Origin of the sequence: Faecalicatena contorta (assembly GCF_022835095.1) — a bacterium.
Classification (GTDB): domain Bacteria; phylum Bacillota; class Clostridia; order Lachnospirales; family Lachnospiraceae; genus Faecalicatena; species Faecalicatena contorta.
Genome location: NZ_BQNQ01000001.1, coordinates 2,162,462 through 2,177,306, shown reverse-complemented (window position 1 = coordinate 2,177,306; position 14,845 = coordinate 2,162,462). Strand labels below are relative to the sequence as shown.

Below are 14,845 nucleotides of genomic sequence, written 5' to 3'. Positions count from 1 at the left end.
GAGATTATGCTATGATCAGTGCAAATAATGTAACCTTGCGCGTTGGTAAAAAAGCGCTGTTTGAAGATGTCAATATCAAATTTACAGAAGGAAACTGCTACGGTATGATTGGTGCCAACGGCGCGGGAAAATCTACGTTTCTAAAGATTTTATCCGGTCAGCTGGAACCTACCAAAGGCGAGGTCAATATCACACCGGGTGAACGTCTTTCCTTTCTGCAGCAGGATCATTACAAATACGACGAGTTTATTGTGCTTGACACCGTAATTATGGGGAATGCGCGTTTGTATGAAATTATGAAAGAAAAGGAAGTCATCTATGCAAAAGAAGATTTTACGGATGAGGACGGAATCCGGGCAAGTGAACTGGAGGCGGAATTTGCAACCATGAACGGCTGGGAGGCAGAATCAGACGCAGCCACCCTCCTGAACGGCCTCGGCATCGACACCGAACTCCATTACAAATATCTGAAAGATCTGACTGGTGCAGAAAAGGTTAAAGTACTTCTTGCCCAGGCATTATTCGGCAACCCGGATATCCTGCTTCTGGACGAGCCTACCAACCATCTGGACCTGGATGCGATCGCATGGCTGGAAGAGTTCCTGATCAACTTTGACAACACGGTCATCGTCGTTTCTCATGACCGTTACTTTTTGAATAAGGTATGTACGCAGATAGCCGATATTGACTACGGCAAGATTCAGCTATACGCCGGCAACTATGATTTCTGGTATGAATCCAGCCAGCTGCTGATCCGCCAGATGAAGGAGGCCAACAAGAAAAAGGAAGAAAAGATCAAGGAACTGCAGGATTTTATTTCCCGGTTCAGCGCGAACGCTTCCAAGTCCAAGCAGGCAACCTCGCGTAAGAGGGCTTTGGAGAAGATCGAACTGGATGAGATCAAACCATCCAGCAGAAAATATCCATACATCGATTTCCGTCCTGACCGTGAGATCGGAAACGAGGTGCTTTCTGTAGAGGGACTTTCCAAGACCATTGATGGAGAAAAAATACTGGATAACCTTACCTTTACGCTTGGACACGATGACAAGGTTGCCTTTGTGGGCAGCAACGAACAAGCCAAAACGGTATTGTTTAAGATCCTGATCGGGGAAATGGAGCCGGACGAGGGAACATATAAATGGGGAATCACTACCTCACAGGCATATTTTCCCAAAGACTTCGGCGGGGAGTTTGATAATGACTATACCATCACCGAATGGCTTACTCAGTATTCCGAGAACAAAGATGTGACCTATGTCCGCGGGTTCCTCGGCAGAATGCTCTTTGCCGGTGAGGACGGCGTGAAGCGCCTAAGGGTCCTTTCCGGTGGTGAGAAGGTTCGCTGCCTGCTGTCCAAGATGATGATATCCGGCGCCAACGTCCTGCTCTTAGATGAGCCAACCAACCACCTGGATATGGAGGCAATCACCGCACTCAACAACGGGATGATTAAATTCCCGGGAGTTCTGCTTTTCACATCCCGTGACCATCAGATTGTGCAGACAACCGCCAATCGGATCATGGAAATCGTACCGGGCGGTAAACTGATCGATAAGATCACGACCTATGATGAGTACCTCGAGAACGATGAGATGGCTAGAAAACGGCAGACATACAGCGTCGCTACAGAAGAGGATGATTAAAATTTTATTGAGCGGGAATTTTAATGTATGATGATGGGACGCCTATCTGAAACGGGGAGAGGGATGCCTCTCTCCGTCTCAGATAGGCTGGGCGCATCAGGATTGTAAGATGTCCGCTTTTTGGGGAAATTGGCGGCGGAAGCGGCGGATTGGGTTGGGTTAAGAAATTAGGTGAACGGGGACAGTTGTATGTGGACGGTTGTTTTATCCCTGCATTCCGATGATCATTCCTAGTATATATGGGATCAGCCAGATTGACCAGACTATGATACTGAACTTATGGAAAACTCTCTTGGCTTTTTCATTGTTTTTTGCAAGTATGAATGCCGCCCAGACGGCATGAAATGCCATTAAAAGAAGGGCAATCAGGCCTGTTATCCCATGCAGGTTGAATGAAAAGCCGGAACCTGATATTTTTCCCATGATTGTAGTTCCTGTGGTATCGCAGATAAAGCCCATCCAAAATACTAAGACGTGCCATTTCATCAATACTCCTTTTTTCTTTTCGCCAAATACCCCGATTGTATAGAATGTAAGCGCCAGGGTCATAAAAATAATCGCTGCGATCAGTAATTTAGACATATAAACCTCCGGTTGAATGATACAAAACTTTTTTCATGGCTTCTTAATGCTGTTTATACTTATAGTAGTTGCGGCCGAACAAAAGGCCGGCCCCGAACAGGGCGGTGCCGAGTCCTGTATAAAAAACAGCGATAAATACATCCGGCGCAAGGTTAAATGAACGGATTGATATCCCGAATATCATCATAAAGGCCATGATGCAAAATGATTTGATGTCAAAAAACTTTAAAAAGAACTGTAGTTCCTCCTCGTATTTCTGTATCCTGTCGGTATGTTTCACTGTTAATTTATAAAAGACCATAAACCAGAATATAAGAAAAACGACGGCAGAAAGGAGCAGGTTTAAAATCGTAACATATCCTGAATAGGATTTGATTCCTATACGAAGAATATTGAATCCCGCCGCAAGCCATACGAGACTTGCTATTATCAATAAATTTTCTTTTTTTACTTTCATGATGAACCTCCGAAAATATCTGAACACCGTTCATTTTGGATAAAAATTTTCCCACTCTGAAAGTGGGTATACTTTATTCTGCAGCAAAGCTGCAGACCCGCCCGCAGGGCATGAGTTACGGGGTGCCCTTTGGGTATGTGTAAGTCTATGTGTACCGGCACGTTAACTCCGCCGGATAGGTCTGCAGTTTATTCCAGACAATGGGTTAATAAAGGCATCTCTTCACGATCTCCAGCAGTCCTGCGCTATTTTGCTGAGTATCTGTCAGTGATGAAAAAAAGATCATAAGGATATAGTCTGTAAACAGTTCCGGCGTCAGGCTTTCATTAAACGCCCCTTCCCTCACTCTGGAGTCTTTCTTTAATATTTCCAGAAGGCTTTCCTTTAATTGGGTGAAATATTCCTCCATCCTTCTGCGTCCCCTCACTTTATCCTCTGATGCAAAACTTAACGCATGCATGGAAAAAAACTCTGGATATTTCCGTCCACCTTCTTTCATGCTCTCATACATCCATGAAAGGCAGTCCGCAAAACATACAAACCCGGGATTGCTGCCCGATATATAAAAGATGTCCTTCCAAATACTTTCTATTGCCGCACATAGCAAATCCGATTTGGACGGAAAGTAATTATAGATCGAGCCGACCGCTACATTACACTCTGCAGCAACAGAACGCATATTGACGGCTGATAGTCCTTTTTCTTTCACAATTCTCTGACAGGCTTCGATAATTGCCTCTTCTGATGTAGCCGTCAAGTTCATTTAGAACACCTCCTATGCGAAACTGAACATAGTTCATTTTGAATAATACTCCTTCGAGTGCCACATGTCAAGTGGCAGAATGTATGGATCTGTTATTCTATTCCCAAATGATAAAACAGGTATCCGCAATCCTATCCGGGATTTATGGATACCTGTTTTACATTCTTTACGCTGTTCATAACACTTCGAGTAAAGCTTCTTTACCTTCTTCGGGGCTTTCTATTCTTCTTTTAATTCCTGTCAGATAGTCTAAAACATCTACCCATTCATTTATTGGATAGTCAGTACTCTTAATTTTTTCTATACAATTGATCAGCTCCCTGTGAAAATCATCTTTCCGCAAATCAGAAATATAGCTGGCACCTACCTGATGCGCCAAAAATTCTAACAGCCCCTCTTCTCTTGTCATAGTTCATTCCTCCTTACGGCACTGCGGATTAAAGCAGACTTTATTCTGCATTATTGGTAAAATAGTATTAGTTGGATGCATCTTGTGAAGAAAAAGGTAGACTTTGGTCTGCAAGTGCATTACATAACTTTTTAGATCGTAAAAGGTGACTTTTTATAGGAAAATGACTAAATTTTCCATATATATTTTGTGATTTCTGTTTTAATTTATATTATCAATAATGCAGAATAAAGTCTACCTTTTTCTGCATTATTTGCCTTATTTTTACATCCCATCTTTCTGGCTGCACCACTTCTTAAAAGTTTTAAAATCCACATTCAGCCTTCTTGAGGCCTCTCTGGCGCTGATTTCATTGCGCTTCCACTGCCAATAGATTTTTTCAAATGCTTTTGGTATCTTCAGGCTGCGTCTGCCAAAACGAACTCCCCGAGCCTTTGCTACTGCGATGCCTTCAGCCTGCCTCTGGCGGATACTTTCACGCTCGCTCTGTGCAACAAATGACAACAGCTGCAGTACAATATCGGCAATCAGTGTTCCCACCAGATCTTTTCCTTTTCTGGTATCCAGAAGCGGCATATCAATCACCACAATATCCGCGCCTATCTCCTTTGTTATGTATCTCCACTGCTCAATAATATCCTCATAGTTTCTGCCCAGGCGGTCAATTGACTTTACATAGAGCACGTCCTCCTCTTTCAGGTTTTTCAAAAGTCTTTTATACTCGGGCCTGTCAAAGTCTTTTCCGGATATTTTTTCAATGTAAAGATTTTTTTCCGGTATTTTCAGGGATTCCATTGCAACCAACTGTCGTTCTACATTCTGGTCTTTTGAAGATACCCTAACATAACCAAAGCTTTTGTGCATTATTTTCCCTCCTTTTACGACACAACTATTATCGCATATTTATACACCGCCTCATGCTGGTATATTTTTCCAATTATGTGTTTTGACAGGTGTTAGGTGGGTTTCTTTTCGAGGAGCAGAATGCGTTCACAAAACGCGGGGCGGCTTGTGCGGTATCGTTTTCATAGAAAGATATTACAACGCAAAAGGAGGACAGCAAAGGCAAAAGTATAATCCGGATTATACCTGTTCCTGGTCCCAGAACGCGCAGCCTTCCGGCTTCGGCTGGTGTGTCCAGGCTGCCTGTGCAGTCCTTCTTTTTAATTACTCCGGCTGACTGGTGCATTGTAAATCAAGTAACTGACTCTTAAGCTAAGATAAAATTATTCGAGGTACTAGCATTTCTCTGCCCTCCGGTTCTCGACTGGCCTTTTTCTAATAATACACCCGTCCTTCCTCAATGATTTCCGCTCTTCCATTCTGTACTGTAACTTCAGTAACTGAACAATTCGCAGGTACTCCGTTTTCCCAAAATCTTGCAATATCCTTCTGTCCTTTTATAAGATTCAGCATTGCTGTGAGGGCGGCTCCATGCGTGGAAATTAAAAGTGTTTTATCCTCATACTCTTTTCTGTCATACAGCTCATGAAGAAAGTCCTGGATCCTGTCTTCCAGTTGTCCGATCGATTCCCCTCCTTCAGGCACTATATAGTTCTTCGTGTCAGTAAAAAGTTTGTTAAACTCATCGCTGCCTGGCTCTTTGTTCTCGCCCCTGCAGCACATTCCCTCTGCTACGCCAAATCCCATTTCCTGGATTCGGATATCCTCATATAAAGGGATATTTCTCCCTGCCAGAATTAGTTGCGCTGTTTCCTTTGCCCTGGACAAAGGACTCGTATATGCGGCCGCAAACGGAATATCCCCCAGCCCCTTTGCCGTCTCTTCCGCCAGGTATCTTCCATACGCATTCAACGAAATATCGGAGTGTCCCTGAACTTTTTTTAATTTATTCCATGCTGTTTCGCCATGGCGAACAAGATATAACTTCATTATCTGCCTCCCTGATATATAATTTTTATGAATAAACATATTTTACAGGATACTTTTTCGTAAATCATATTTCTCTGCTTATTTAGTATAATCATTACTTTTTCTTTCGTCAACTTTTACTTCTTGTCTTATTTGCCAGATACCTTTATAATAGTTGGTGAAATCAAATTAACTTAATACCCCAGGGAATTCTGTCACCAATCCCTTGCATGTGGATCCGCCCGCAGTACATGGGTTGTGGGTTGCCCCTGGGTATACAAAAAGGAGATTATTATGGAAAAAATTGCAAGTTTTTCAATAGACCATTTAAAATTGGTTCCGGGCCTTTATGTTTCCAGAAGAGATGAGGTAAACGGAAATCCTATTACTACTTTTGATATCCGTATGACCAGCCCAAACGATGAACCAGTTATGAATACCGCCGAAGTTCATACATTGGAGCACATCGGCGCTACCTTTCTGAGGAACCATCCTGATTTTAAAGACAAAGTGCTTTACTTCGGGCCGATGGGATGCCGGACCGGATTTTATCTGCTTCTGGCAGGACAATATCAGCCGGAAGATATCGTTGGGCTTATCAGGGATATGTTTAGTTATATATCTGCATTTGAAGGAGAAGTGCCAGGCGCAGCAGCCAAGGACTGCGGCAATTATCTGGACATGAATCTTCCTATGGCGAAATATGTAGCGAAAAAATATCTGCAGAATGTACTTATCGACATACAGGATTATCAAATGTATTATCCGGAATAAATTTAGATTCCACTTGACGTCTTCAGAAAAACATGCACAATAAATATCACTCAAACCATAACAGCCAGCAAATAAACTTTCCACAGCCTCTACGTCCTGTGGTGAAGGCATTCCGTACAATTGTAGTCTGCTTGCACTTCCCTGCCCTCTGTGTTTATATGCTGGCTTTTTGTCGTTCTTTTTGTTACACTTTATTTATGTTCTTCTTTCTCTACTCCCGGCATGATTTTGTAAAGCGGTTATTTCTGCAAAGCACTTCCTCACGGATATACTGATAGGTCGGCTCTTCACCTTTCTCTGCGAGCATCACCAACAGTTTTTCCAGCAGCGCCTCAGTTTCTTTATGCATCAGATAATGTCCCTTCCCCGCCATAAAGTACTCAAGGGGATCGGTCTTCTTATAAGCTTTGCCTTTGTATATCCTGCAGGCCGCGATGCGGTCCAGAAACATTTCTACTACATAGCGGACCGGCATTTTCATGCCTGTCATATCTTTTTCTCCGTTTATTCCATAATCAATCCAATATTCATAATGATGCTTATTCCGGCCTTTATGATGCAGCCATGCCTTGGACAGTCCCTTTGCCTCCCGCTCTGCATTGTTGGGGCTTCTGTTTCCCTGGTAGTATCTGCAGCCTACGCTGAATTCTGTCCAGCTGTATTTGGAAAGGTCATGCAGAAGCCCCTGCCAGTACAGGCCCACCCGAAAGCATTCCTTCATGACCAATAGTTTATGTCTGGTTATTGTACAAAAATGCCGTATTGCTTTCATACCGCTTTAACGTCCTTCCTGTCTTCCTGCCAGCCGGTATTTATTTGCCGATCAGAAGCAAGATGCTTCTTTCTTTTAATACCATCGTCTTCTGGTTTTCCAGAAGCTGCGGCTTTTCCAGTATTCCCTCTGCCGTGTCCATAACCCGGTACCACTTCTTTTTCTTTGGCAGTGCCGGCAGGGCAAATGTATGTTTAACCCAATGCATATTGTAGGCAATAAAACAATCATTGTCGTTCTGCCCGCTTGCGCAGTACAAGACCCCCAGCTGTCTGCTTGAGACATCTGCCGGTACCTGCCATGCATTTTCTCCGTGATAAGATACATCCGGAGTACCGCACGAGATCTGATCCAGCCCCAGCAGCGCATCCGGCCTGTGCAGCACAGGATGTTCCCTTCTAAGAGCAATCAACGCTTTTACATACTGGAATAAGGAATCATTATTCTTTAGTCTATTCCAATTCAGCCAGGATAGTTCATTGTCCTGGCAGTATACATTGTTATTTCCCTTCTGGGTATTTTCAAATTCATCGCCTGCTAGCAGACAGGGAGTCCCCTGGGCTGTCAGTAGGAGAAAGAATGCATTTTTTATCTGATTTTTGCGAAGCTCCATAATGGAGCGTTTTCTGCTGGGTCCCTCTGCTCCGCAGTTCCAGCTGTAATTATAGGCGGGGCCATCGTGGTTATGTTCACCGTTAGCCTCATTGTGCTTCTCATCATAGGATACAAGATCCGCCAGAGTGAATCCGGTGTGCGTGGTTATATAGTTGCAGCAGCCGTCCTCTTTTGTGTTGCGGCGAAGCGCCCATATCACATCGTCTATCATACCCTCGTCCCCCTTCAGGAACCGGCGCATCACATTCTGGAACCACTCTTCCTTTTTCAGAATCTTGACACCCTTTAAAAGAGGATCAGCCATAAGCCCGTCCCATGATACATGATAGGGATTGACCACAAACCCGTCTACATGGTATTCCAGCATATAGTAATGCAGGCATTCCAGAGCGGTCTGATACAGAATTCCCTCCTCAAAAGGCATCTCAAGGATAACCTCTATTCCCGCTTTATGGAAGGCTTTTACCATTTCTTTTAACTCTGCGGCAGCATCTCCCGCGGCACTGTAGGCCGCCTTGGGCGCAAAATAGCAGCCCCGGCCATAGCCCCAGTAATTAGTTCGTTTTCCCGCATACTCTTCAAACTCGTAGACGGGCATGCACTGCACCTGGTTGATTCCAAGTTCCTGCAGATATGGAAGCTTTTCCATCACCCCCATATAAGTCCCCTTATGCTTTACCTTTGAAGAGCTGTGCATGGTAAATCCACGGATATGGAGACTGTAGGCGATGACTTCATGATAAGGGATGCAGGGCCTTCTGTCCTCTTCCCATTCGAAGTTCTCCGTCAGAAAGACGCCCCGCACTTTATGCGACTCCAGATCTTCTTTCTGGCCAAAGTCGAGGTGGCCGGTTATGCGCCTCACATATGGATCCAGAGTTACCTTCCCCCCGATCCGGTAATTGTACTCATATTCCTGCGGATTGAGCCCTTCCAGTGCAAGAAAGCGTACCTCCCCCATCGCAGGGTCTTCCTGCATGGGATATACTGTCTCAACGTCCGCACTGCCGGCCCGGTACAGCAGCAGCTCACATAACTTCCCCGGGGATACGGAAACGGCAAAATTCATTCTTTCGGTTCCGATTGTCACGCCTAATGGCTGCGGGCTTCCCTGTACTTTTTTCACAATCTAAGGTCCTCTCTTCCTGCTGTTACTGCCAGCCGTCAGTTCCATACATCTCTACGTTATCCTTATTTATAAAAAATGTTTCCTCATAAATTTCTTTTTCATAATCATTGCCTTCCAGGATGGCAATTCCCGTTTCCACGGCTTTTTTGCCGATATTGATGGGCGACTGTGCTCCGGTTCCTGCAATGGAAGTACCTGCTTTCGAGAGTTCACTCTTCACTCCCGGCGAGCCGTCTACCCCATATATCAGGATATCTTTTCTGCCCGCTTCTTCCACGGCCTCCAGCACCCCGAGCGCCACCTGGTCATTTCCGCACATGACAGCGTCAATCTCCGGTTTCTCAGACAGTATGCGCTTCATTTCACTTTTGGCATTCTCCTTTTTTCCCTGAACATCCGCTCTTGCCAGCACCTCAAAACCGCCGTTGGCAATCGCCTCCTCGAAGCCTGTTATTCTCTCATTAATTGAATTCATGGACGGACACTCCAGAATGACAATCCTGCCTCCGTCCGGACGCTGCTTCATCAAATCCTCACCGCACAGAAAACCGGCATTTTTATTATCTGAACCTACATAAGCGTCAATCAAATCTGTATCCTTTACCTGTGTATCTATATTAATCACCGGTATATCAGCCTCTTTCAGCGCTTCCAAAGCCGGCGTGATCTTTTCCCAGTCTACCGGGCACAAAAAGACCGCATCTACACCCTGCTCAATCATTTCCTGAATCTGCTCAATCTGAACATTCACATCTGTGCCGGGATCCTTGACTGTCAGGTGATACTCCTGTTCGGACAGCGCGGTTTCAATCGACATCTTTAAGGTGTCAAAATAGGGGTTCCCCATATCAATGCAGCTATAGCCAAATGTATAGCCAGTCTCCTCCTGCTCCTCGTCCTCTCCTTCTTCTGTCTCTGTATCCTGTACTGCATTATCTTCAGGCGTACCCACATTCTTTTTACATCCTGCCAGCAGCAAACACACCATCAGGACAATGAGTAATACGCTCAGTAACTTTCTTTTCATTCAATACCCTCCTGTTCAGCAAAATTTAAGAACCTTCTTCCATTCTATCGTGTTTCTCCCCAATGTCAATAGGAAGTTACTGATCACACCGTGCCGTAAACGATGCAGTGTGCCGCAGGTTACTATTCACGGGGCCGTGCCCCCGCTGCACGGCATCTGAGCCATTAAAGTGATGGAGCCGGGCATCTGGGCCCTCGCCCTAGGCGACTTTAAATGGCCCAGATACCGTTACTATGCGCGGCCCCTGGGCCGTAAATAGTAACGGACACAGTCACAATAGGAACCGGCTCATGTTTTTCCCTTGCTTTTTAGCCTTCTTTTTGTTAGAGTTAAGTTATCAATGAAAAAAGGAGACCATTTATGAGCGAAAATGAATCACTTACTGTAACACTGACACTCGATAATGACGAAGAGCTGGAGTGTGCCGTCCTCACGATTTATGAGGTGGAAGGCCAGGAATACATTGCCCTGCTTCCGCTCGACGAGGAAGGCAGCAATGACGAAGGACAGGTTTATCTCTACCGCTTCTCAGAACCAGTAGAAGGACAGCCTGAACTAGAAAACATTGAAGACGACGATGAGTATGAACGTGCTGCAGATAAGTTTGATGAATGGCTGGATTCCCAGGAATTTGAAGATTTGGACCTGGATGAAGACTTGGATTCGGACGAGGATTAATTCTTTGCATCCTCAAGAAGTTCCTCGACAAAACGGGAAGGTGAAACATCCTTTCCGTTTTTTTTCTTTACATATATGATTTTCAGCTGCTCTTTTGCCCTGGTCATGGCCACATAAAACAGCCTGCGTTCTTCTTCCGTCCCCTGTTCCTTCAAAGCTTTTTTATAAGGAATCTGCCCTTCATTCGCCTCGATGATATAAACCGTATCAAACTCCAGGCCCTTTGCAGCATGCATCGTCATCAGCCGGACGCCCTCCTGCTGTCTTTCCCTGCTGCTCTCCCGCATTTTCAGCGCACTGGTATACTCCTCCACATGCTCAAACCATTCCTTCATAGATGCAAAAGGCTTAGCCGCCTCCTCCAATTCTACCAACACCTCGAATAAATCCCCTGCCTGCATTCTTCTGGATGAAGCGTATTCCCGCAGAAAATCATCGTATCCGATCCTTTTTCTCAAATACTGGAAGGCAGCATAAGGGGCCATCTTAGCCAGCATTTTCAGATCCCATTCGAACTGGTCTATTCTGTCCTGCATCCATTCCTTGTCACAGTAAAACTTTCTCAAATCCTCAAAAGATGCCTCCCTGCCGGATAAGCTTTCTCTGGAAATATACCGCTTGGGGCGGTTCATAATCTGCAGAAAATCCTGGCGGGCACGGCTCCCCGATGCCATCCGGAAATATGCCATAATATCTTTTGCTATAAAGTGGCTGTAAATGTTTGGCATATGTTCCTTCATCTGAAAAGATATTTTGTGTTCTATCAGCTGCTCCACGAGAGGCCGGGCATCCGTATGGATCCGGAACAGTACCGCAATGTCTTCCGGCCGTACGCCTTCGCGGATCCGTTCCCGGATCTCTTCCAGCACATATCCTCCCTCCTCCGCCGGATCCCGCACCTCCTGCACGTGCAGGCTTGCTCCCCGGGGTTTCTGTGCTCGTATTTTCTTCTGAAACCGGATCTCATTGTGACCGATCACCTTCAGGGCATTCTCCACAATATTGGAAGTGGACCGGTAATTGATATCCAGCAGCAGCTGTTTCGCCTCCGGATAGTCCTCTGTGAACCGGAACATCAGCCGTGAATCAGCCCCTCGAAACCCGTATATCGACTGATCATCATCCCCCACGGCAAACAGATTACTCTGTGGTTCCGCCAGCATCTTAATTACATCATACTGGATCTGATTGATGTCCTGAAATTCATCAATCAATATATAATGAAACTTTTCCTGCCAAAGCTTCAGGATATCCGGCCTGGACCGGAACAATTCATAACACAGTACAAGCATATCGTCAAAATCGATTTTCTTTGCGATTTTCCGCTGTGTCTCGTATTCCCGGTAAATGTTTCTGAAAGCATCCGGCGCGCACTTTTCGGATCTGTATTCATCTATGTCCATTCTGTTATTTTTCACAATACCGATCTCAGTCACGATATCCTGCAGGAAATCTTCCTCATCAAAGATCTCGATATCCTGCCTGTTCACAGCCTGCCTCACGATCTGATACTTTTCTTCCTCTGAGAGAATATTCTGAGGGCCGAAATGATATGCCCATTTCAGAATACCATAATAGATCCCGTGGAAGGTCCCCACGGTTACCGGCAGGCCTTTATTTCCCATCAGCTGTTGAAAACGGGACTTCATCTCTGCTGCTGCATACTTAGTAAAAGTAATGACCAGAATTTCTTCTGGCCTTACTTTTCGCTCCTCAATCAGGTATTTCATTCGGTTTACAATCGTCAGGGTCTTCCCGGATCCGGGACCTGCAAGGACAAGACATGGGCCCACCCCATGAGTGACTGCATCTGACTGAGCCTTACTAAAACTCATACGTACCTCTTTCTACTTACTGACGTTCAGAAATGTGAACCGTCAGCTTAACTTTTCAACTGCAATTCTAATTCGTCTGAGAGACTCTTCTTTTCCGATGATCTCCATGATCTCGGTGGCGCCCCCCGGTGTATTCTGCTTTCCTGAGACAGCGGTTCTCACCGGCCACATCACATAACCGTTCTTACAGCCTTTCTCTGCCACATAGCCCTTTAGCGTCTCAAACAGCGCATCATTACTGTAATCTTCCTGTTTTTCCAGCAGCGGAAGCAGCTCGGTAAGTACTTCCAGAGAGGACTCTTCATTCGTCTTCATCTTCTTATGCGTAAACATTGCTGTATCATAATCCGGAAGCTCTTCAAAAAAGTCTACCTGTTCACGGATATCCGGGAATATCTCGATCCTTGTCTTGATCAGTGATGCAATCTTCTTCAGATCGTAATCTTTTGTAATACATTCTCTGAGATAGGGTTCTGCCATCTCATAAAATGTATCAAAATCCATGGCTTTTAAATATTCTCCGTTCATCCATCTTAACTTTACCGGATCAAAAACCGCCGGTGATTTATTCATCCTGCGGTAATCAAAAGCCTCCACCAGGCCTTCCAGGGAAAAAATCTCCTGTGTGTCGGCCGGACTCCAGCCCAGCAGCGCCACAAAGTTTACAACGGCTTCTGACACGAAGCCCTGCTCGATCAGGTCTTCATAGGAAGAATGTCCGCAGCGTTTGCTCAGTTTCTTGTGGTTCTCATCGGTAATCAGCGGGCAGTGCACATAAACCGGTACATCCCATCCGAAAGCCTCATAAAGCCGGTTATATTTGGGAGCGGAGGAGAGGTATTCATTTCCCCTGACAACATGCGTAATTTCCATCAGATGATCATCAACAACGTTTGCAAAATTGTACGTTGGAAAACCATCAGATTTGATCAGAATCATATCGTCCAGTTCGTTATTCGGCACCGTAATATCCCCATATATCTCATCGTGAAAAGTCGTTGTCCCTTCGTTGGGTACATTCAGACGGATAACCCACGGCATGCCCGCAGCCATGTTTGCCTCTGCCTCCTCTTTGGAAAGTCCCAGACAGTGCTTGTCATATACGACAATGTCTGTTCCATCCTCCGACACGGATGTTTTGAGAGATTCCAGCCTTTCTTTATCGCAAAAGCAATAGTAAGCGTCCCCCTGCTCAACCAGCTGTTTTGCATACTTCAGGTACAGCCCGGAGGCATTCCTCTCGCTCTGCACATAAGGTCCGAATCCACCGTCCTTATCCGGCCCCTCGTCATGAATCAGGCCTGTTTTCTCCAGGGTACGGTATATGATATCCAGAGCGCCTTCCACAAAGCGCTCCTGATCCGTATCCTCCACACGGAGAATAAAGTCGCCGCCTTCGTGTTTTGCGATCAAATAAGCATACAATGCTGTCCGCAGGTTTCCTACATGCATCCTGCCTGTCGGGCTGGGTGCAAATCTTGTTCTTACTTTACTCATGTTCTCTCTTCTCCAATTCATGTTCTTTATTCCATTTGTTCTGGTATGCTGTTACCAGTTTTTCAAGGGCATCATCCACTCTGCTGTAGACCAGCACGTCTGCAAGCTTATCAGAATAATGCTCTTCGTTCGTAATCAGGATCAGCTTATCACCATTATAGTACTGGATCAGCTGATGACAGAGCGACGCATGGAGGCTTGTTCCAAGCACAAGCAGTACATCTGCTTTCTGGATCTCCTCCGCTGCTTTTGTAACAATCCCATTATCCACCATCTCTCCATAAAGGCAGATCTTAGGGCGTATCGTGTTCTTGCAGTCCTCGCACAAGGGCACGCCTTTTGACTGTATAATGTACTCAATGGGATATTTTTTCCCGCAATGGGGACAGAAATTATCATAGATACTTCCATGAAGATTAATCACATTCCTGCATCCGGCTCTTTCAAGAAGTCCAAACAGCCTTTTTGTAATCTCGCAGTGTACAAGGCCGTATTCCTCCATCTTTTGCAGATTTAAAAAGCCCTTTCCAGGCGCAATCGCTGCAGCTGCAAGCATCTCGGTTCTGTAAAACTCAAAGAAAACTTCTTTCCTTGTCGCATAAAAAGCACTGCTCAAAATCTCCTCGGCAGAATACCCATACTTTTGTTCAATCTCGTAAGACTCTTCTCCATCACGTACTCCGGGGTAACCATTCTCAAGAAACATCTCTTTTCCACTTATCGCTACGGTATACTTGCTTTCTTCCAGTAGTTGCAAAATGTTCTTACTACGCATATTCATCCCGCCCT

At 45.3% G+C, this 14,845-nt stretch carries 15 protein-coding genes; 3 read left to right on the top strand and 12 right to left on the bottom strand.

Features of this window, described 5'->3' with window-relative positions; translation table 11 throughout:
- The first annotated feature begins 11 nt into the window (after nt 1-11).
- Nucleotides 12-1,646 (top strand): ABC-F family ATP-binding cassette domain-containing protein, encoded by a 1,635-nt coding sequence (locus MWG26_RS09710; RefSeq protein ID WP_025657747.1) that lies wholly within the window; start codon nt 12-14, stop codon nt 1,644-1,646.
- 204 nt (nt 1,647-1,850) lie between these two features.
- Here MWG26_RS09710 and MWG26_RS09705 read toward each other — a convergent pair whose 3' ends face one another.
- From MWG26_RS09705 to MWG26_RS09680, 6 genes are all read right to left on the bottom strand, one after another.
- The gene (locus MWG26_RS09705) at nt 1,851-2,228 is read right to left on the bottom strand and encodes an HsmA family protein (RefSeq protein ID WP_025657748.1); all 378 of its coding nucleotides are present in this window, start codon (nt 2,226-2,228) and stop codon (nt 1,851-1,853) included.
- Nucleotides 2,229-2,271: 43 nt separating this feature from the next.
- Entirely contained in the window at nt 2,272-2,685 is a 414-nt protein-coding gene (locus MWG26_RS09700; protein ID WP_025657749.1) for a hypothetical protein, read from the bottom strand.
- Nucleotides 2,686-2,890: 205 nt separating this feature from the next.
- Nucleotides 2,891-3,448 carry a TetR/AcrR family transcriptional regulator gene (locus MWG26_RS09695; RefSeq protein ID WP_025657750.1) on the bottom strand — a complete coding sequence of 186 codons (558 nt, stop codon included), beginning with the start codon at nt 3,446-3,448 and terminating at the stop codon, nt 2,891-2,893.
- A 175-nt stretch (nt 3,449-3,623) separates the two neighbouring features.
- Nucleotides 3,624-3,857, bottom strand: a complete 234-nt coding sequence (locus MWG26_RS09690) for a hypothetical protein (RefSeq protein WP_025657751.1) — start codon at nt 3,855-3,857, stop codon at nt 3,624-3,626.
- Between the two features lie 264 nt (nt 3,858-4,121).
- Nucleotides 4,122-4,721 (bottom strand): recombinase family protein, encoded by a 600-nt coding sequence (locus tag MWG26_RS09685; RefSeq protein ID WP_025657752.1) that lies wholly within the window; start codon nt 4,719-4,721, stop codon nt 4,122-4,124.
- Between the two features lie 414 nt (nt 4,722-5,135).
- A complete protein-coding gene (locus MWG26_RS09680) occupies nt 5,136-5,750 on the bottom strand; it encodes a histidine phosphatase family protein (RefSeq protein WP_025657753.1) in 615 nt (204 codons plus the stop codon).
- Nucleotides 5,751-6,023: 273 nt separating this feature from the next.
- Here MWG26_RS09680 and MWG26_RS09675 point away from each other — a divergent pair, with 273 nt between their 5' ends.
- A complete protein-coding gene (locus MWG26_RS09675) occupies nt 6,024-6,503 on the top strand; it encodes an S-ribosylhomocysteine lyase (RefSeq protein WP_025657754.1) in 480 nt (159 codons plus the stop codon).
- 211 nt (nt 6,504-6,714) lie between these two features.
- Here MWG26_RS09675 and MWG26_RS09670 read toward each other — a convergent pair whose 3' ends face one another.
- The 3 genes from MWG26_RS09670 to MWG26_RS09660 are packed head-to-tail and all read right to left on the bottom strand — an operon-like array spanning nt 6,715 to nt 10,046.
- The gene (locus MWG26_RS09670; RefSeq protein ID WP_025657755.1) at nt 6,715-7,275 is read right to left on the bottom strand and encodes a DUF5662 family protein; all 561 of its coding nucleotides are present in this window, start codon (nt 7,273-7,275) and stop codon (nt 6,715-6,717) included.
- 40 nt (nt 7,276-7,315) lie between these two features.
- Entirely contained in the window at nt 7,316-9,016 is a 1,701-nt protein-coding gene (locus MWG26_RS09665) for an alpha-amylase family glycosyl hydrolase (RefSeq protein ID WP_025657756.1), read from the bottom strand.
- Between the two features lie 25 nt (nt 9,017-9,041).
- A complete protein-coding gene (locus MWG26_RS09660; protein WP_117440663.1) occupies nt 9,042-10,046 on the bottom strand; it encodes a sugar ABC transporter substrate-binding protein in 1,005 nt (334 codons plus the stop codon).
- A 360-nt stretch (nt 10,047-10,406) separates the two neighbouring features.
- On the opposite strand from MWG26_RS09660, the gene MWG26_RS09655 reads away from it, so the two are divergent.
- A complete protein-coding gene (locus MWG26_RS09655) occupies nt 10,407-10,724 on the top strand; it encodes a DUF1292 domain-containing protein (protein WP_025657758.1) in 318 nt (105 codons plus the stop codon).
- On the opposite strand, the gene MWG26_RS09650 is transcribed toward MWG26_RS09655, so the two are convergent.
- From MWG26_RS09650 to MWG26_RS09640, 3 genes are read right to left on the bottom strand one after another with little or no spacing between them, the layout of a single operon-like run.
- Nucleotides 10,721-12,559: an ATP-dependent helicase gene (locus MWG26_RS09650; RefSeq protein WP_117440664.1), complete on the bottom strand. Its 1,839-nt coding sequence runs from the start codon at nt 12,557-12,559 to the stop codon at nt 10,721-10,723. The two genes, MWG26_RS09655 and MWG26_RS09650, sit on opposite strands and share 4 nt — an antisense overlap.
- A 42-nt stretch (nt 12,560-12,601) precedes the next feature.
- Complete coding sequence (gltX, locus tag MWG26_RS09645) at nt 12,602-14,056, bottom strand: glutamate--tRNA ligase (RefSeq protein WP_025657759.1); 1,455 nt, start codon at nt 14,054-14,056, stop codon at nt 12,602-12,604.
- Nucleotides 14,049-14,831 carry an SIR2 family NAD-dependent protein deacylase gene (locus tag MWG26_RS09640; protein WP_044927435.1) on the bottom strand — a complete coding sequence of 261 codons (783 nt, stop codon included), beginning with the start codon at nt 14,829-14,831 and terminating at the stop codon, nt 14,049-14,051. Before MWG26_RS09640 ends, gltX begins: the two co-directional genes overlap by 8 nt.
- Nucleotides 14,832-14,845 lie beyond the last annotated feature (14 nt).